The following is a 19,275-nucleotide window of genomic DNA, read 5'->3' as shown; positions in this document are numbered from 1 at the left end:
CATGGGCAAGGTCGGTGGCTTTCTCGAGATAGACCGTTGCACCCACGGCGAGCGCCCCGTCGAGGAGCGCCTGGGCGACTACCGTCCCATCGCCGTCGCGCTGCCAGACGAGCGCCAGCGTCTCCAGGCGAGCCGCTGCATGGACTGCGGCGTGGCGTTCTGCCAGACCGGGCGCCCCTTCGGACGCGCCCGCGTGAGCGGCTGCCCGCTCCACAACCTCATCCCCGAGTGGAACGACCTCGTGTGGCGCGGGCTCTGGGGCGAGGCGGCGTCGCGCATGCGCGTCACCAACCCGATGCCCGAGTTCACGGGCCGCGTGTGCCCGGCCCTCTGCGAGGCGGCCTGCAACCTGGGCCGCGACCGCGGGGCCACCGCCATCAAGGACGACGAGCTCGCCATCTCCGACCACGAGTGGGCCGACGGCGGCCCGGCCGCGTTCGACCCCGGGCGCCCCCGGCCCCTCGCCGGACGCTCGGTGGCCGTGGTGGGGTCCGGCCCCGCCGGCCTCGCCGCCGCCTGGGAGCTCTGCCGCCTGGGCGCCGACGTCACCGTGCACGAGCGCTCGGACGCCCCCGGCGGCCTCCTGATGTACGGCATCCCGACCATGAAGCTGGACAAGTCCGTGGTACGCCGTCGAGTGGGGTGGCTCGAGGGCCAGGGCGTGGCGTTTGAGACGGGCTCCGACGCCTCCGACCCGGCCGTGGCGGATGGGATCGCCTCGTCCTGCGACGCCGTGGTGCTGGCCTGCGGCGCCGGGGCCGCCCGCCGTCTCGCGGTGCCGGGGTCGGACCTCGACGGCGTGGTCATGGCTGTGGACTACCTCACGGCAAGCACCAGGGCCGTCGAGGCGGCCGACGGCGACCCGGCGGCCGTCACCCCGGAGGTCTCCGCCGCGGGGCTCGACGTCGTGGTCGTCGGCGGCGGCGACACCGGTACCGACTGCGTGGCCACGGCCCTGCGCCAAGGCGCCCGCTCGGTCCGGCAGCTGGAGTTCATGGCGTGCCCGCCCGAGACGCGCCCGGCCTCCAACCCGTGGCCCGAGTGGCCCCAGGAGCTCAAGGTGGACTACGGCCAGGTGGAGGCCGAGGCCGTGGGCGGCGACGACCCCCGCACCTGGGGGGCCGACACCCAGGCCCTCGTGGACGGCGGCGACGGGTCGGTGGCCGCGCTGCGCTTCCGGCACCTGGACTGGTCGGGCGGTTCCCCCGTGCCCGTCGAGGGCTCCGAGGAGGAGGTCCCGGCCCAGCTCGTGCTCATCGCCATGGGCTTCACCGGCCCGGCGCCGGCGGTCCTCGAGGCCTTCTCCGTGGAGACGCGCGACGACCGCCCGCTGCCGCTGGTGGGGGAGGGCGGCCACGACGCCGTGTCCGGTTGCGCCGTGCCGGTCTTCGTGGCCGGCGACTGCCGCTCCGGCGCCTCCCTCGTGGTGAGCGCCATGGCCGACGGCCTGGCCTGCGCCCGGGAGGTGGCGTCCCGCCTCTCCTGACCCCGTCGGCAAGGGCCCCCTCACGACGGCTCGTGAGGGGGCCCTTTTTTTGTTCCTCCCGTGTCCATAGATATCTCTAAATTTATAAATATGCTCAGGTGAAATTGGTAAAAAGCACCAGGTTGCCTAGCTCTTCCCCTCCGTTTGCCGACTGAAATCTGAGTGTCCCTTGAAAGTAGTATTTTTTCAGAGCAGAGTCAGAAATGCTCTGTAGAGGTCGTCGCCTGCGGCACGGGACGTGCCGCGGCCAACGGAGGTTCCGAGATGAATGCATCCACCCCAAGAAAACGCACATTTGCATTCGTGCTCTCGCTCCTGCTCGTCTTGCAGATGCTGGTTCCCAGCGCAAGCCTGCAGGCGATCGCCGAGGAGATGACGGGAGGGGGTGACTCTACGGTAGTGGTGGAGCCCGTCGGCGACGACGAGCCCCAGGACGCCGCTCCCGACGCCGCCCCCGAGGAGGGCGCCCCGGACGACGGGGCCGTCGACGGCGAGGGTAACGGCGAGGGCGACGATGCCGCCGCCCCGAAGGCCCCCACCCCCTCCGAGGTGGCCGTGCCCGCCGCGGCGGACCTGCTCGCCGCCCTTCCCACCACCGTGGCCGAGGGTGACGACGCCCCCGTGGCCCAGGCGGCCGACACCACCGTGGGATCGCTCGTCATCTCCGGCGGCACCGCGGGCGTGGACTACACGGTCTCCGGCACCACCGTGGTGGTGCAGACCGGCACGCCCCTCACCTTCAAGGGCACCCTCACCAACGGCACCGTCCAGATCAAGCAGGGCGCCTCTGCCAACATCACCCTGAACGGTGCCACCATCACGTCCAACACCAACAGCTCGCCCATCAACCTCATGGGCACGGGCACCACCCTCAGGCTCTTCCTGGCCGACGGCACCACCAACACCATCACGGTGAGCAGCCCCAGCTCGGTCTTCTGCGCCGGCATCCATTGCGGCGCCGGCTCCACCCTCTACATCGACGACTCGGTGGCCAACTGGAGCGGCTCCACCCACGTCGAGGTGCTCAACGGCGTGGTGGACACTACGGCCACCCTGGACAACGGCACGGCCGTCGCCCAGGGCGACCCGGTCACCCGTCTGGCGAGCCCCGACCCCGGCAAGCTCGTCGTGCGGGGCGGCGGCGGGTGTGCCGCCATCGGCTCCGGGTCCCAGGAGAACGCCGGTAACATGATCTTCGACGGCGGCGTCATCACCGCCTACGGTGCCGGCGGCCACGCCAACAACGGCGGCACCAACGCCAACCAGAACTGGAGCTCTGGCACCGGCATCGGCGCCGGCGCCGCCGGCGGCGCCACCAACATGTGGTTCAACGGCGCCCGGATCGCCGCCTACGGCTCCTACCACGGCGCCGGCATCGGCGCCGGGTGGGCCAGCGGCGCGGTGGCCACCCAGACCGGCGCGGTGGCCGGGGGAGGGAACAAGACCTGCGGCAACATCTACATCAACGCCGGCTACCTCACCTCCCAGGGCTACGAGCACGGCAACGCCTTCGGCGGCGCCTGCGGCACCACGGCCACCAACTGCATCATCCGCATCACCGGCGGCACCCTGCACCCCTCCTCCTATTCCGGCAAGTTCGACATCGGCGGCACCGGCGGCTACACCATCGTCACCGGTGGCTCGGTCTACGTCTCCGACAAGAGCAAGTTCACCGGCGTGGGCAACACCGCTTACAACACCCAGGGAGTCACCACGTGGAGCGACGTGACCGCCCTCGGCGGCTCCCTGCCCGCCGAGGACAAGGTCTTCATGCTCACCGTGGACCTCTCCACCTCCGCCGAGCACCTCACCAACGAGAAGCTCGAGGACTTCAAGCTCTTCATCGGCGGCGAGGACGCCAACTACGGCGCCCCCACCGAGTTCGAGGGTGGCAAGCTCTACCTGTGGCTGCCCGAGTGGGTGGCCGCCCCCAACGCCGAGAAGGAGGTGCGCATCGAGATGTCGGTGCGCAAGGACGACGGCACCGTGGCCAAGATCGACCCCCTCTACATCGCCAAGCCCTCCACCTCCGACACCACCCAGACCGTCAAGCGCTACATCGAGTTCCCCTTCCCGGACGAGTACCAGAAGACCCTCGAGAAGGACTACGACGGCCTGCCCTTCCCGGCCCTGGTGGTCGACGCCGCCCATCCCATCGAGGTGGTGCGCCAGGTGGGCGACCAGACCCTGACCGAGCTGCTCAACAAGGGTGACGACGTCAAGTTCAAGTACCAGATGCTCAAGGAGAACGAGGACGGGGAGTGGGTGCCCGACGGGGCCGAGTCCGAGGAGGGCGCCGCCACCCTGCCCACCGACACCGGTCGCTTCCAGGTGACCATGACCTCCTACCAGTACGCCAACGACCCGGCCTACACCTCGAGCTACTGGGGCCACCAGGCCAAGGGCGTGGCCACCATCAACCCGGTGCCCGCCGTGCTCACCATGGAGGGCGTCGAGTGGGGCCACCTGGCCGACGACGGCACCTGGACCCAGATCACCCAGGACAGCGCCGCGGGCCAGGCCGGCAACCGCCTCAAGCTCACCTTCAACATCCGCAGCGCCAACACCACGGCGCTCACCTGCGCCGCCCCCACAGGCTCGTTCCAGGTGCGTATCGACGGCAAGGAGGTGGGCGACCCCATCGTCCTCACCGCCGAGGGGGTGGGGGCCTCGGCCTTCTCCACCATCGAGTGGCCCGACATCACGGTGGGCTCCCAGACCGGCGGCACCGAGACCCGACACGCCACCAAGGTCACCTACTACCTCGACCCCGCCAACCGCGACGGCCTCCTCGACATCCTCGAGTCGGCCGCGGGCGGCGGCGAGCACACGGTGAACATCGAGTACATCGCCGACAAGAACTACATCCAGGGTGTGGACAAGAACCCCGACAACGCCAAGGAGGACGACACCTTCATCGTGCCGGTGCCGCCCACCGGCGACGTGGTCCCCGACCCCGACGACCCCATCAAGGTGGAGCCCACCCCCGACCCCGGTCCCGACGACCCCGACGACCCCGTGGACCCCGATGACAAGACCCTGGTGGTCCGCAAGACCATCACCGCGTCCTACAGCTCCTTCCACAGCAACGACGCCGAGATCGCCGACTTCTTCAACCTCAAGTTCCAGTCGAGCTCCTCGGCCAAGGTCACGTGCACCACGTCCAACGCCGCCGTGGCCGACATCGTCCGCGCCGAGGACGGCTCCATCGACCTCGAGAACATCAAGGTCCAGGTGAACAGCTGCGGCACCGCCACCATCGTGATGGAGCAGGGGGCGAATGCCCTCTACACCGGCACCCGCTACATCCTCACCGTCAACATCACCCCGGACCCCTCCATCAAGCCCAAGGTCCAGATCCGCATGGTCACGCGCAACCTCGACCATCCCGGCCAGCCGGCCCGTCCCGGCGACCGCATCGAGTACCTGGTCACCGGCCTGAACCTCACCGAGGGGTCCGCGTGGCAGGCCGCCACCCTCCTGGACACCCTCGACAGCCGCCTCACCCTCGACGAGGACTCCGTGCGCATGGCGGCCAACTACGCCACGCCCGACGTCCCCACCACCCTGGGCACCTCCGCCTTCTACGCGGCCGCGGCCGGGCAGGGCTTTGCCTGGGAGGGCCTCGACTGGAGCGACCTGGCCGACGACGCCTGGAACCTGAGCGGCACCACGGTCTCGGCCGGCGCCGGCACGGTGTACGGCGGCCAGTCCACCACCCTGCGCTTCGTCGCCACCCTCAACAGCGGCACCGCCGACCGTCCCGTCGACCCCGACGACCCCAAGCCTGTGGACCCGACCCCGGGCGGCGGCGGCTCCTGGGGCGTCAACCCCGACCCGCTCCCCGGCGAGGACCCCGGGACGCCCAAGCCCCTCGACCCGGACAACCCCGACGACATCGTGATCGTGGGCGACGACCCCACCCCCGACCCCGACGACCCCGACAACCCCAACCCCGTCGACCCGGGCACCATCCCGTCGCTGCCCGTGATCCCCAAGGACCCCGTGGTCGTGCCCGACCCCGACGACCCCGACGGCGAGGCCGACATCTCCGTGACCAAGGAGGCCGCCAACCTCACCCATCCCGACGCCAAGCGGGCTCTCGTGGGCGATGAGATCTCCTACACCATCACCCTCGCCAACAAGGGGGTCGACACCGCCTGGTACTCGCCGGTGATCCGCGACACCCTGCCCCAGGGCCTCGAGCTCGTGCCCGGCACCCTGGTGCTCACCCGGGTCGACGGCACGGAGCAGCCCGTGGACGACGCGGTCTACGTGGAGTCCACCCGCACCATCGCCGTCTACGTGGACGACCTCTACGGCGGTGAGTCGACCAAGCTCACCTTCACCTGCCGGGTGACCCCCGACGCCCAGGGCACCGAGGGCGCCAACGTGGCCTTTGCCTTTGGCACCACCCCCACCGAGAAGTGGGAGGAGGAGCACCCCACCCCCGACCCCGACGACCCGGACAATCCCGACGACCCGGACGACCCCGACAACCCTGACAACCCGGATAATCCCGACAACCCCGACGACCCGTCGCCCACCCCCAAGCCCAAGCCCGAGCCCGGCGACCCCTTCGTGCCCGACCCGCCCGCCGGCGTGGACCCGGACGATCCCACCTACGACCCGTGGGAGGACTTCGACTGGGACACCTATCCGGAGAACAAGCCCACGCCCGAGCCCAGCGACCCGGTGACGCCCGGTCAGTCCGGCGGCGTCATGCCGGCCGACCCCGACGAGGACGGTCTCGCCATGGCCCTCACCGGCGAGAACCTCACCCGCGACATCTCCCGCACCATGGTGGGTGACACCATCCGCTACACCGCCACCTTCACCAACACCCAGGACCACACGGCCCTCTACGACACCGTCCTGCGCAACATCGTCCCCGACGGCCTCACGGTGGTTCCCGGCTCCATCCACGTCGAGGTGCCCGACACCGCGGCGCCCGTGAGCCTGCTCGCCCTCGCCGACGGCGTCGCCCCGGTCGCCTCGCCCGAGGTCACCGAGGACGGCCACCTGCGCTACGCCGTGGCCGACGGCGCCTATGTGGACGCCACCCGCACCATCGGCGTGCGCTCGGGCCACATGCCCGCGGGCACCTCGGTGCGCCTCGTCTACGATGCCGTGGTGGGCCCCGAGGCCGCGGCCCGCACCATCCTCGACCGCGCCTGGGGCCACGGCATGAAGCCGAGCTACTACGACCTCGACTCCGCCGACCCCGAGGTCTCCGAGGCCTTCGTGCCCTCCGGCACCCTCGCCGCGTTCCTCGCCACCGAGGGGCTCGCCACGCTGCCCGCCACCCATGAGATCCCCGTGAGCGACGTGACCGACCCCGCCGACGGCGCCGTGACCCTGACCAAGACGGCCAAGAACCTCACCAGCACCGACGGCAACACCTACGTGGGAGACCGGGTGCGCTACACCCTGACCCTGGCCAACGACACCCCCGGCTCCGCCGTCTACGACGCGGTCATCGAGGACACCGTGCCCGCCGGCCTGGCCGTCGACGAGTCCACCGTCCGCCTGGTCACGGCCGACGGCCGCTCCGTGGCCTGCCGCGGCGTCTACGACGCGGCGACCCGCCGCCTGTCGGTGGTGGCCGGCGACGTCTTCGGCAGGGGACAGGCGGTGCTCACCTTCGAGGTGGAGGTCACCTCCGAGGCCGTGGGTGCCGACGTGGGCAACGTCGCCCGCGCCTTCGCCACGCTCCCCTCCGACATGGGCGACGGCGAGCGGGTCCCGCTCGTGCCGGGCACGCGCTTTGACCCGCCCGCCGGCTGGGACGCCTTCCTCACCGACTCCGGCAGCCTCTCGGTGAACAGCGGCGACGCCGTCTACCCCTCCGAGCGGGTGAGTGCCCGCGAGGGTGTCAAGGCCCGCGTGCTGCCCGTCACCGGCGGTAGGGGACTGGTCCCCGTGACCGGCGACGTCGCCGCCATCGTGCCGGCGCTGGTGGGCCTGGCCTGCTGCGCCGTGGCCGCCACGGTGGCGTTGCGGCGCCGACGCTGACCCACCGACACCGTCCGAACCTGCACCGCCCGACCGGGGAGGGCCGGCACCCGCACCTGGGGCGCCGGCCCTCCCCCTGCCTGTCCCATCACCCGGACACTTTTGTCCCACCCGCCCCCTCGAGGAGGCCCTTCTCGGTCGTTTGGTACTTTTCGGTACGATCCCTGATCTAAACCACCAAACAACGCGTTGTTTGGTGGTTTTTGGCCCCCTGCGCAGGGAAAACCACCAAACCGTCGGTGCGGCAGGGGCATGGGCTCTTCTCGTTTCCTGCTTTCTTACAGAATCTAAATGCACCTTGAAAACAAGGGACTAGAGAGTATATTCAGAAGATACTCAGGAAAAATGGCACTCTCGCCGTCCCCATGACGGTGCGCGACCCGGAGGTGACCCAATGAACGCGCGAACACCCAAAAACCGTCCCTTTGCGTTCCTGCTCTCCATGTTCTTGGCCTTTGAGCTCTGTCTGCCCGGAGCCTGCCTACCGGCATTGGCGGAGGCCATGGAGGTGGCGCCGGAGGTGCCCGTGGACACCCGGTCCGTCGACGAGACCGACGGTGAGGACGAGACCGACGGCACCACGGACGGGCCGGCCGACGAGGCCGACGACGGGGCCGACGACCCCGCGCCCGCCGAGGAGCCGGCCGGCCCGGACCCCCAGGGCCTTTCCGACGACCCCGCGCCCGCCGAGGAGCCGGTGGCCGCGGCCTCCGAGGGCCTCCCCGAGCCCCGCGACGTCGGCGACGGCTTCACCGACTACGGCGGCCTCTCCATCGCCGGCGGCACCCCGGGGACGAGCTACGCCCTGGAGAACGTCACCTACACCCGCGTCGGCCGCGGGTCCAACGAGGACCTGCAGTACCAGGACGGCCGCCGGTTCCCCGTCACCTCCACCGACACCCGCGCCATCACGATGCTGGTGATCAAGACCGACGGAGCCTACACCATCCGCAACGCCGCGGGGTCCGGCACCGCCGTGGCCACGGGCATCCGCGTCGCCCCCGGGGTCGACGCCACCATCACCTTCGCCGGCGTGAACATCCAGGGCCAGTTCCCCATGGACATCGCCACCAACTCCACCGTCTCCGGCAACGGCACCGTCGAGGTGTCGGGCGACGACGTGGCCGACAAGACCACGGTCCACCTCATCCTCGCCGACGGCACCACCAACACCCTGCGCAACTCCTACTACTCCACGTTGGACACCGGGTCCAGCACATCGGCCGCCTACATGTTCCCGGGCCTGCGCTGCGGCGAGGGCTCCGTGCTCGTGGTCGACGACGAGGTGCTCAACCAGGACGTGTCGGGAGAGCCCATCGTGCCCGCCCAGGGCATGATCCCGGCCGGCACCACCTACGTTGATCGCGACGGCAAGACCCAGACCTCCACGGGTGTGGGCAAGGACCTCGTGTCGAGCCTCTCCAACCTCGAGAGCCGCGACCCCGGCCAGCTGTGGGTCTACAGCGGCATCCGGTCGGCCGCCATCGGCGGCGGCCCCATCGAGAACAGCGGCGACATGACCTTCAACGGCGGCGAGCTCCACGTCTACTCCAACGACAAGGCCAGCAACGGCTCGGGCGCGGCCATCGGCGGCGGTCACGCCGGCGGCGGCACCGCCATCACCTTCAACGGCGGCACCGTCGACTCCTACGCCTCCTTCCACGGCGCGGCCATCGGCGGCGGGTGCACCTACACCGGCGGCATGTCCAGGAACACCAGCACCTGGCCCCTGCGCGACGCCATCATCTCCCGCACCGCCAACCACACCATCGCCGGCGACATCACCGTCAACGGCGGCTTCGTGGAGGCGTGGGGCGCCGAGCACAGCAACGCCTTCGGCCAGGGCTGCGGCGGCACCAACACCGGCAGGACCATCCTCATCACCGGCGGCACCCTGCTGCCCCACTGGGGAGGCAACAGCAGCTTCCTCGAGATCGGCGGCAGCCAGGGCTACGTGGTCATCACCGGCGGGTCGGTCAACTGCACCCGCTTCCAGGGCAACGACAACGACGGCCTGGCCTACGGCGACCTCGAGCGCACCAAGAAGGTGGCCATGCTCACCATCGACGTGAAGTCCAAGATCCAGGCCATGGCCGACGCGGCCGGCGTCACCCCCGACTTCAACGCCAAGCTCGAGAGCTGGGAGCTCCTGCTCGACAAGATGCTCACCGACCCGCTCTACGGCGCCCCGGCCAACCTCAACGACGGCAAGCTCTACCTGTGGCTCCCCAGGGGCACCAACACGTCACACCAGATCGACGCCAACTTCTCCTACTACGTGGGCGAGAAGCTCCTCACCTCCAACACGACCCTTCCCCAGGGCTCCGCCGGCTCGGGCGACACCACCGCCAAGGAGTGGGAGAGCTTCGAGCTGGACGAGGAGTTCGTCACCAAGAACTGGAGCAAGTACTACGACGGCGAGCCCCTGGAGAAGGTGGACGTCTCCAAGACGCCGATCAAGGTGGACAACCCCGCCGGCGGCCAGCTCGACAACAACGAGAAGATCAAATACAACTACCAGCAGATGGACGAGGACGGCAACCCCATCAGCGCCGCCACCACCGGCACCAGGACCCCGGCGGACGCCGGCCTCTACGACATCGAGGTCCGCTCCGAGCAGTACAAGGAGAACACCCTGTTCTCCCAGACCTACTGGGGCCACTCCGCCACGGGCCGCGCGGTCATCTCGCCGGTGTGCTCCATCACCTCCTGGGAGCTCAGCGAGCCGGTGGTCCTCTCCACCACCGACGCCGACGGCAACGAGGTGAGGAAGGAGTACACCGCCCCCACCTGGGCCCAGGACGACAACGCCGGCAACTACAACACCGCCACCAACAACCACCTGGTGGTGCCCGTTGACGTCACCAGCGGCTCCCTGCCCTTCGGCGACTCCTACCCCGACGGCTCCACCATGAGCCGCACCTCCTGCAAGGCCCCCACCGGCCGCCTCCAGCTCTATATCGACGACCGCGCGGTGCCCGAGGACCTGGGCGGCGTGATCGAGGTCGACCGCGACCGGCTCGAGGACGCGTCCTTCACCCACGCCTGGATCGTCTCCGACAGCAGCGGCCGCGAGCACACCATGGCCTACTTCGACCTCACCCGCTCCCAGCTCGAGGCCTTCGGCCTGGAGGACAAGAGCTCCGAGGGCAACGAGCACCACGTGCGGGTTGAGTACACCAGCGCCTCCGCCGACGCCGGTCCCCGCGACGAGGCCGCGGCGGCCTCCGAGGACGACGAGAAGCCCTGGGCGCCCGCCCACAACGACTCCGCCTACGTCAACTACTACGAGTCGGCCAACGACGACAGCGCCGTCGAGATCGAGCTGGCCACCCCCGACATGCGCCTGTTCAACGAGAGCGGCACCGGCTACATCCCCAACGGGGAGGGCCTGGCCGAGGGCGACCTGGCCGCCAACGACGCCAAGCTCAGGCTCGACGAGGACCACGAGCGCGACTGGACGGCCCCCGACGGCACGAGGATGGGCACCGAGGACCGCACCGACGTCTCCGCCTTCCGCGACGAGCTCGACGACGACGGCAACGTGGTCAAGGAGAACCCCGACTGGTTCCCCCTCTACCTCCAGACCAACTCCATCGGCGACGTGGAGTTCACCAGCTCCAACCCGGCCGTGATCTCGGTGGTGCCCAACGACGCCATGACCGACCGCACCTATGTGGAGAACAAGACCGACTACGGCGTGGGGGCCCGGGCCCGGGTGCTCTCGGCGGGGAAGACCACCATCACCGCCACCGTCAAGGGCACCGGCGCCTACAGCGGCGCCTCCAGGAGCTTCGACGTCTACGTCTTCCCCGACCTGGCCAAGAAGCCCGAGCTCACCCTCACCGCCACCGCCTACGACACCACCCGCGACGACGGCACCGTGAGGCCCGGCGACGTGATGCGCTACACCGTCACCGCCACCAACACCGCCGCCGACTCGGCCTGCATCAACCCCGTCTACGAGCTCGGCATCCCGGGCGACACCACCCTCAAGTCCCTCGTGGCCGTGGCCCCCGACGGCACCGAGACCGTCATCGAGAACCCCCGCGTCGTCGACGGCAAGGTGGTCGTCGACAGCCTCCCGACCCTCTTCGGCGGGCAGTCCTGGCGGTTCACGCTCGACGTGACCGTCGACTCCGACCTGTTCGACCCCGGCCACGGCGCCCTGGAGCTCGCGAGCACCTCCAAGGCCTCGGGTATCTACGGCGTCAACCCCGACCAGTTCGAGTGGGACACCCGCTTCCCGGCCGAGGGCATGCCCGTGGACGACGCCCTGGTGACGGTCGACCCCTCCAAGCCCGCCCCCGAGAAGCCCGGCGACCCCGACCCCGAGCCCGACCCCGACAAGGCCGTCGACATCCTGGGCGGCGACCTCATCGACGAGACGCCGGACCCCGACGACCCCGACGACGAGCCGGACGCCCCCGGTGTGCCCGTGGGCCCGGTGGTCCCCGGCAGCCCCTTCGACGAGGCCGAGCTCCCCGGCGACCCCGACGACCCGGACGCCCCGCCCGTGAGGGAGCCCATCCAGCCCGGTGACCGCGTCGTGATCTTCGGCGACGACCCCGACCCGGTGACCCCCGAGGACATCGCCAAGGAGCTCGAGGAGCAGATCCGCAAGAAGCTCGAGGAGGACCCCGAGGCCACCGAGGTCAAGATCCCGGTGACCGTGGAGCGCCCCGGCCCCGACGGCACCCCGGAGCGCGTCGAGGTGGTGGTGACCGTGCCCATCACCCCCGACATGCGCCCAGAGCCCGAGGACCGCGACGACCACGACCTGGTCCCGGTGCCCTCCGACGTCGACCCCCGTCCCGACGGCGACATCGTCAGCACCAAGAAGGCCGTCAACGTGACGCCGGGCCACGACCGGCGCCCCAACAAATCCGTGGCCCTGGTGGGCGACACCATCCGCTACACCGTGACGGTCTCCAACACCCTTCCCGGCGGCGCCTGGTACAACGTCGTCGTGCGCGACGCGCTGCCGGTGGGCCTCGCCTACGTCCCGGGCTCGGCGCGGGTCACCCTGGCCGACGGCACCGAGCTCACGGAGTTCTCCAGCGACTTCGACCCCGCCACCCGGGTGCTGGGCTTCTGCCTCGGCGACCTCGTGAGCGTCTCGTCGGCGTCGGTGACCTTCGACTGCACCGTCACCCCCGACGCCCTCACCGCGGACGTGGAGGGCAACGTGGCCACCCCCTTCGGCACCGAGCCCTCCGCCACCGTCACCCCCGACCCCGAGAACCCCGACGGCCCGCCCTCCGTGGGGCCCGAGCCCGAGACCCCGGGCCCGTGGAACCCCGAGGACCACGACAAGACCTGGGAGGACGTGGAGAAGGAGACCGAGGAGCAGGTCCGCGACGGGCTGCCCGTGCCCGACGACGAGGAGGTGAAGGTCGCCCCCACCGACCCCTCCTTCATCGACGACGTGGTCCACGAGGTTGTCCCCGGCGACCCCGACCACAGCCGCTTCTCCTGCACCAAGACCGCCGAGAACCTCTCCGGTCGCGAGGCCGGCACCGTCCTGGTGGGCGACACCATCCGCTACACCGTGGCCTTCACCAACGGCGACGAGCCCTGGACCCGCTGGTACGACGTGACCCTCTACGACAAGATGCCCGCCGGCGTCACCCCGGTGTCCGGCAGCTTCAAGCTGGTGCTTCCCGACGGCACCGAGATGCCCTGCCCCGACTCCGTCTACAACCCCGTCTCCGGGGACGTGTCGGTGGCCGTGGGCGCCGTCGACGGCGGCCAGACCGTCACCCTCGTCTTCGACGCCCTCGTGGAGGAGGCGGCCGTGGGCACCGACATCGCCAACACCGCCTCGGCCCTGGGCACCGACCCGTCCGGTGCCACCGAGGGCGTGATCCGCGACGGCGGGTCGGCCCCCATCGGCGACCGGCGCGAGGTCGGCGGCCTCCTCGGCATCTACGGCGGCCTCGACGCCTCCACGGCGGCCTCCTCTGAGGTGGCCTACCCGGACGGCGTGCGCCCCGAGGTGTCGCGGCCGGCCCCCGGCGCCACGCTGCCCCAGACCGGCAGCCCCATCAGGGCCACCCTCTCCCAGCGCCTGAGGGCGATCGTCCCGGTGACCGGCGACCAGGCCGCCACCTACGGCTGGGCGCTCCTGGCGGCCCTCGCCTGCGCCGGGGCCGTGACGGTGGTGGAGGGGCGGCGCCGCGGGCGCTGAGGCCCCCGTTTCCCCGCGCGTTCCCTGACGGCCCCCGGCGCCCCTCGGCACCGGGGGCCGTCCCCGTTCGCGGCCGTGGTAGAATCAATCACATGGAAACAGATAAGATTTTGGAGACAATCCGGGAGTCCCTCGCGGCCTCCCGCCCCGGGGGCGGCGCCCCGGAAGGTCCGGGCCCCGACCTTCCGGGCCCCTGCGAGGCCGGCCTCTTCCGGGCGCCCGGCAGGCCGCCCCTCGAGGTGCCCTGGCCCGAGGACCTCGTGGCCCAGGAGGCCGGCCCCCGGGAGTCGGAGGCGGCCGCCACGGCCCGGGCAGACCTCGAGCGCCTCCGTGAGGGGTTCTCCCGCAGGGCAGGGCAGGGGGACGCGGCCCGCATCGCCCTGCTCGAGGCCCGCTGCGGCGAGCTCGAGGCCAAGGTGGCGTCGCTGTCCGAGGCCCTCGCCCGCACCACGGCGGCCGCCTCGTCCCAGACCCGGGAGGCCGTGGCCCGGGCCCTCGACCGGGAGCGCCGCGAGGGGGCCCGACGGGAGCGGGAGGCCCTGGAGAGGGGCCGCGACGAGGGGCGCTCCCTGGCGTCCGAGCGTCTCGGCGCCGCCGAGGCCGACGCCCGGTCGGCCCGCAGGGAGGCCCGGGCGGCCGCGGCCCGCATAGACGACCTCGTCGCCGAGCTCGCCGCCGTGCGCGACGCGGGCCGCCAGCTGGAGCAGGAGCGCGCCTCCCGCGCCCAGGCCGAGCGTGACCACGCCCGGGAGGTCTCCCGTCTCGAGAACGAGGTGCGACGCCTGGGGGCGGAGCTCGCCCAGCTCCGGGGCCGGGAGCCCGAGGTCGACCTCGGACCCGTCAGCGGCCCCCTCGACGCCATCCGCACCATCCCGCACTCCCTCGTGGAGGAGGTGCGGCTCTTCTCGGGCCTCCAGGACCGGGTGGAGTTCCTGCCGTCGGCCCTCGAGGCGGCCGCCAACTACCACGGGGGAGACCTCGACCGCTACTGGGAGGCCCTCATCGCCATGCACGACGTCATGTGGCCCCTCAAGTTCCAGGAGGCCGACGTCCAGATCAGCCGCGACTTCCGCGACCGCACGGGCTTCCAGTACGCGGCCAACGAGAGCCGCGAGACCCTGGAGATCGAGAGCTGCCGCAGGGCGCGCACCTTCCGCTACCAGGGGCGCGACCGCCTCATGACCAACCACGTCAAGGTGGGCAACTCCGGCAACTACGCCGACGGGGCCCTGCGCATCTACTTCCTGTTCGACGAGGAGCGCCGCAAGCTCGTGGTGGGCCACGTGGGCAGGCACCTGCCCACCAAGAGCTTCATGCGCAGCACGTAGCGCCGGGGCGTGCCGTGGAGGCCCGGCGCTACGTGCGCCCGCCGGAGCGGGCGCCCGGTCAGCGGGCGGCCACCCGCCCGAAGGCCCGGTCGAGGTCGGCGATGATGTCCTCGATGTGCTCCGTGCCGATGGAGAGGCGCACCGTCGTGGGCCTGATGCCCGCGGCCAGCAGCTCGTCTTCCGAGAGCTGCGAGTGGGTGGTGCTGGCCGGGTGGATGGCCAGGCTCTTGACGTCCGCCACGTTGGCGAGCAGCGAGAACAGCTCCAGGCTCTCGGTGAAGCGCTTGGCGTCCCCGGCGTCGCCCCTGATGTCGAAGGTGAAGATGGAGCCGCCGCCCCCGGGGTAGTAGCGGTCGTAGAGCTCCCGGGCGCGCCCCTCGGAGAGGCTCGGGTGCGTCACGCGCTCCACCTGGGGGTGGTCCTTCAGGTGCGCCACCACCGCCAGGGCGTTGGACACGTGGCGCTCCACGCGCAGCGACAGGGTCTCTATGCCCTGGAGCAGCAGGAACGCGTTGAAGGGCGAGAGCGTGGCGCCCTGGTCGCGAAGGAGGGTGGCGCGGGCCTTGGTCACGTAGGCCGCCTCTCCGCAGGCGTCGGTGAACACGGTGCCGTGGTAACTGGGGTTGGGCTTGGCGAGGCCGGGGAAGCGGTCGGCGTGCTCGGCCCAGGGGAACGTGCCGCCGTCCACGATGACGCCACCCATGACGGTGCCGTGGCCGCCCAGGAACTTGGTGGCGGAGTGCACCACGACGTCGGCGCCGTGCTCGATGGGGCGCACGAGGTAGGGCGTGGAGAACGTGGCGTCGACGACGAGGGGCAGGCCGTGGCTGTGGGCGACGTCGGCCCAGCCCTCGATGTCGAGCACGTCGGAGTTGGGGTTGCCCAGGGTCTCGGCGTAGAGGGCGCGGGTGTCGGGCGTGACGGCCGCGGCCACGGCGTCGAGGTCGGCCGGGTCCACGAAGGTGGTGGAGACGCCCTGCTCGGCCAGGGTGTGCTCCAGGAGGTTGTGGGTGCCGCCGTAGAGGTTGGTGGAGGCCACCACGTGGCAGCCCGCGGTCGCGACGTTCTGCAGCGCGATCGTGATGGCAGCCGAACCCGTGGCCACGCCCAGGGCGCCCACACCGCCCTCGAGCGCGGCGACGCGCTCCTCGAGCACCGCCACCGTGGGGTTGGTGAGGCGCGAGTAGATGTTGCCCGGCGCGCTGAGGCCGAACCTGCCGGCGGCCGTCTCGGAGTCGGGGAAGACGTAGCTCGTGGTGGCGTAGATGGGCACGGCCCGGGCATCGGTGGCGGGGTCGGGGGCCTCCTGGCCGGCGTGCACCTGCAGGGTCTCGAAGTGGCGGAAGTCGCTCATGGGTCGCTCCTCACGGGAAGGTGTCTCGATGGCGTGCGGGCCTCCCGGGGAGGTATGGCTACGGTCGTGCCGCGGCTCCCCGGGAGCGGCGCATTCGCCTGGCCGTGACCACGGGCCTGTCCATGGCGTCCCCCTTCGTCCCTCGTTTTCCTTGGGAAGGGTTATACGCCCCATAAATCCTATCTATGCGCTAGGATTATGGAGGTTCACCGGCCCGTAACATGGGGCCCGGGGCGCGGGGTTGTCCTCCCGTGAACGTACAACTTCGTCAAAAGACGCTGATAAACCGTGTGGCCGCGGTGAATGGCCCGATGCCGGCCCGGTCCGGCGCGGTTCAGGACCATAATCAAGGCATATGGGCAGGCGTCACCGGCGCCTGGAAAGGTCACGACCAACGGAGGTTCGACCATGCTCGTCAATTCCAAGCAGATGCTCGACAACGCCGTCGCCGGCCACTACGCCGTCGGCGCCTTCAACACCAACGACCTCGAGTGGTGCCACGCCATCATGCTGGCGGCCGAGGAGACCCAGTCGCCCCTCATCATCCAGTGCTCCATGGGCGCCGGCAAGTACCAGACCGGCTACAAGACCGTCTCCGCCCTCGTGCACGCCATGTACGACGCCCTGAACCTCACCGTGCCCGTCTCCCTGCACCTCGACCACGGCTCCTACGACGCCTGCCTCGAGTGCATCGACGCCGGCTTCACCTCCGTCATGTACGACGGCTCCCACGAGGAGAACTTCGACGTCAACATGAAGAACACCGCGGAGCTCGTGCGCATCTGCCACTCCAAGGGCATCTCCATCGAGGCCGAGGTCGGCTCCATCGGCGGCACCGAGGACGGCATCACCGGCACCGGCGAGTGCGCCGACCCGGCCGAGTGCAAGGCCATCGCCGACCTCGGCGTCGACATGCTGGCCGCCGGCATCGGCAACATCCACGGCCTCTACCCCGAGAACTGGACCGGCCTGCAGTTCGACGTCCTGAAGGCCATCAAGGCCGAGGTGGGCGACCTGCCCCTCGTCCTCCACGGCGGCACCGGCATCCCCGCCGACCAGATCGCCAAGGCCATCGACCTCGGCGTCGCCAAGATCAACGTCAACACCGAGCTCCAGGTCGTCTGGGCCGACGCCGTGGCCAAGTACGTCCGCGACGGCGGCGTGGAGAAGGAGAAGGGCTTCGACCCCCGCAAGATGCTCAAGCCCGGCACCGCCGCCATCCAGGCCAAGACCGAGGAGAAGATCCGCGAGTTCGGCTCTGCCGACAAGGGCTGGAACTAGCGGCGTACCCTCCGGCACCCCGCTTCGGCACCCTGCCGCCCCATCGGGCCGACCCTCGGGTCGGCCCTTTTTTGTGGGCTTCCATCAAGGTGAAAAGAGGGGACCTCGACGCTGCCTGCGGTTTCTGCAAAGCCACTTTTCAGTTGTGAAGCGCGGCGTCCCCCTGGAACCCCGTCGCGGCCGGTTGATACAATGGCTCGAACGGGCAACGGCGCGCGTCGCCGTCTCCCGGCAGCCATGCACCCTTCCTAGAGAGGCGTTATGAATCTCAAGACCAAGGTTTGCGGTCTCGTGGGCGCGGCCCTCGTGGCCGGCACCGTGGGTTTCTCCGTGCCGTCCCCGGCCCTGGCCGACACCGCCAGCGACCTCCAGGCCAAGCTCGAGGCCGCCCAGTCCCGTCTCGACTCCCTCTACGACCAGGCAGGCCAGATCTCCGAGCAGCTCAACGGCACCAAGGTGAACCTCGCCAACACCGAGGCCCAGATCGAGGAGTCCAACCAGAAGATCGCCAGCACCGAGGCCGACATCAAGGCCAAGGAGGCCGAGCTCGTGGAGCGTCGTGCCAAGCTCGGCGACTCCGTGGCCCAGGACTACAAGACCGGCGGCGTCAACTTCCTGTCGATCATCCTCAACTCCGGCAGCTTCGACGACTTCGTCTCGCGCGTGTACTACGCCGACAAGATCAGCTCGCAGCAGGCCGGCGACATCCAGGCCACCAAGGACCTCCAGGCCTCCCTCGAGAACCAGAAGGTGAGCCTCGAGGCCACCAAGACCCAGCTCGAGCAGCAGAAGCAGGAGCAGACCGACCTCCTCGGCCAGCAGCAGGCGCAGCAGGACCAGCTCTCCGCCTCCGTCTCCGAGGCCGAGAGCTACGTCAACGGCCTCGACGCCGACGTGAAGGCCAAGCTCGCCGAGGAGGAGCAGGCCCGCGCCGCCGAGCAGTCCCAGGCCGCCAGCGAGGGTCAGGCCCAGGTGGCGGCCACCGTCAACGACGCCCTCGACAACGCCGGCACCTCCAACGGCGGCGGCACCTCCAACAACGGGGGCAACAACGGCGCCTCCAACAACGGCGGCGGCTCCAACGGGGGAGGCACCTCCCAGCCCTCCGCCCCCTCCAAGCCCTCGGGTGGCAGCACCTCCAAGCCCTCGGGCAGCTCCTCGGCCCGCCAGGCCGTGCTCGACGCCGCCTACTCCATGATCGGCAGTCGCTACGTCTACGGCGCCTGCGACCCGGCCGGCCGCGCCTTCGACTGCTCCGGCTTCACGATGTACTGCTTCTCCAAGGCGGGTATCAGCCTCGACCACTACTCCGAGAGCCAGGCGGCCCGCACGGCCAAGAAGCCCGTGAGCCAGCTGCTCCCCGGCGACCTCGTGTGGCATCCCGGCCACGTGGGCATCTACGCCGGCAACGGCATGATCATCGATGCCGGCAACGAGCGCGTGGGCGTCTCCCTGCGCCCGCTCTACGGCGGCACGGGCCAGTGGAGGGGCGGCTGGCCCGCGTAAGGGCCGCAGTCCCACAAGGAACGACCCATCGGCACCCCGCAGGCCCCGGCCCGCGGGGTGCCTTCCTGTGCGGGGAGGACGGTCGACAGGAGCCTCGGCCCCGTGCGGCGCCTAG

7 protein-coding genes are annotated in these 19,275 nt (G+C 70.6%); 6 read left to right on the top strand and 1 reads right to left on the bottom strand.

Features of this window, described 5'->3' with window-relative positions:
• Position 1 precedes the first annotated feature (1 nt).
• The 4 genes from NFR49_RS04125 (at position 2) to NFR49_RS04110 (ending at position 15,019) form a co-directional block, all read left to right on the top strand.
• On the top strand, positions 2 to 1,486 hold the full coding sequence (locus NFR49_RS04125) for a glutamate synthase subunit beta (RefSeq protein ID WP_251158384.1): 1,485 nt from the start codon (positions 2 to 4) through the stop codon (positions 1,484 to 1,486).
• Between the two features lie 264 nt (positions 1,487 to 1,750).
• Positions 1,751 to 7,501 carry an isopeptide-forming domain-containing fimbrial protein gene (locus NFR49_RS10135; RefSeq protein WP_275557131.1) on the top strand — a complete coding sequence of 1,917 codons (5,751 nt, stop codon included), beginning with the start codon at positions 1,751 to 1,753 and terminating at the stop codon, positions 7,499 to 7,501.
• 394 nt (positions 7,502 to 7,895) lie between these two features.
• Positions 7,896 to 13,691: a DUF11 domain-containing protein gene (locus tag NFR49_RS04115; RefSeq protein ID WP_251158383.1), complete on the top strand. Its 5,796-nt coding sequence runs from the start codon at positions 7,896 to 7,898 to the stop codon at positions 13,689 to 13,691.
• A 110-nt stretch (positions 13,692 to 13,801) separates the two neighbouring features.
• Positions 13,802 to 15,019 carry a hypothetical protein gene (locus NFR49_RS04110; protein WP_251158382.1) on the top strand — a complete coding sequence of 406 codons (1,218 nt, stop codon included), beginning with the start codon at positions 13,802 to 13,804 and terminating at the stop codon, positions 15,017 to 15,019.
• Positions 15,020 to 15,077: 58 nt separating this feature from the next.
• Here the strand turns inward: NFR49_RS04110 and NFR49_RS04105 are convergent, their stop codons facing one another.
• Entirely contained in the window at positions 15,078 to 16,373 is a 1,296-nt protein-coding gene (locus tag NFR49_RS04105; RefSeq protein ID WP_251158381.1) for an O-acetylhomoserine aminocarboxypropyltransferase/cysteine synthase family protein, read from the bottom strand.
• Positions 16,374 to 16,781: 408 nt separating this feature from the next.
• Between NFR49_RS04105 and fba the strand changes: the two genes are divergently transcribed.
• Entirely contained in the window at positions 16,782 to 17,654 is an 873-nt protein-coding gene (gene fba / locus NFR49_RS04100; RefSeq protein WP_251158380.1) for a class II fructose-1,6-bisphosphate aldolase, read from the top strand.
• A gap of 261 nt (positions 17,655 to 17,915) precedes the next feature.
• The gene (locus NFR49_RS04095) at positions 17,916 to 19,160 is read left to right on the top strand and encodes a C40 family peptidase (RefSeq protein ID WP_251158379.1); all 1,245 of its coding nucleotides are present in this window, start codon (positions 17,916 to 17,918) and stop codon (positions 19,158 to 19,160) included.
• Positions 19,161 to 19,275: the final 115 nt, after the last annotated feature.

The organism is Caniella muris, assembly GCF_943193035.1.
Lineage (GTDB): Bacteria > Actinomycetota > Coriobacteriia > Coriobacteriales > Atopobiaceae > Granulimonas > Granulimonas faecalis.
This window is presented reverse-complemented; position numbering and strand designations above follow the sequence as displayed.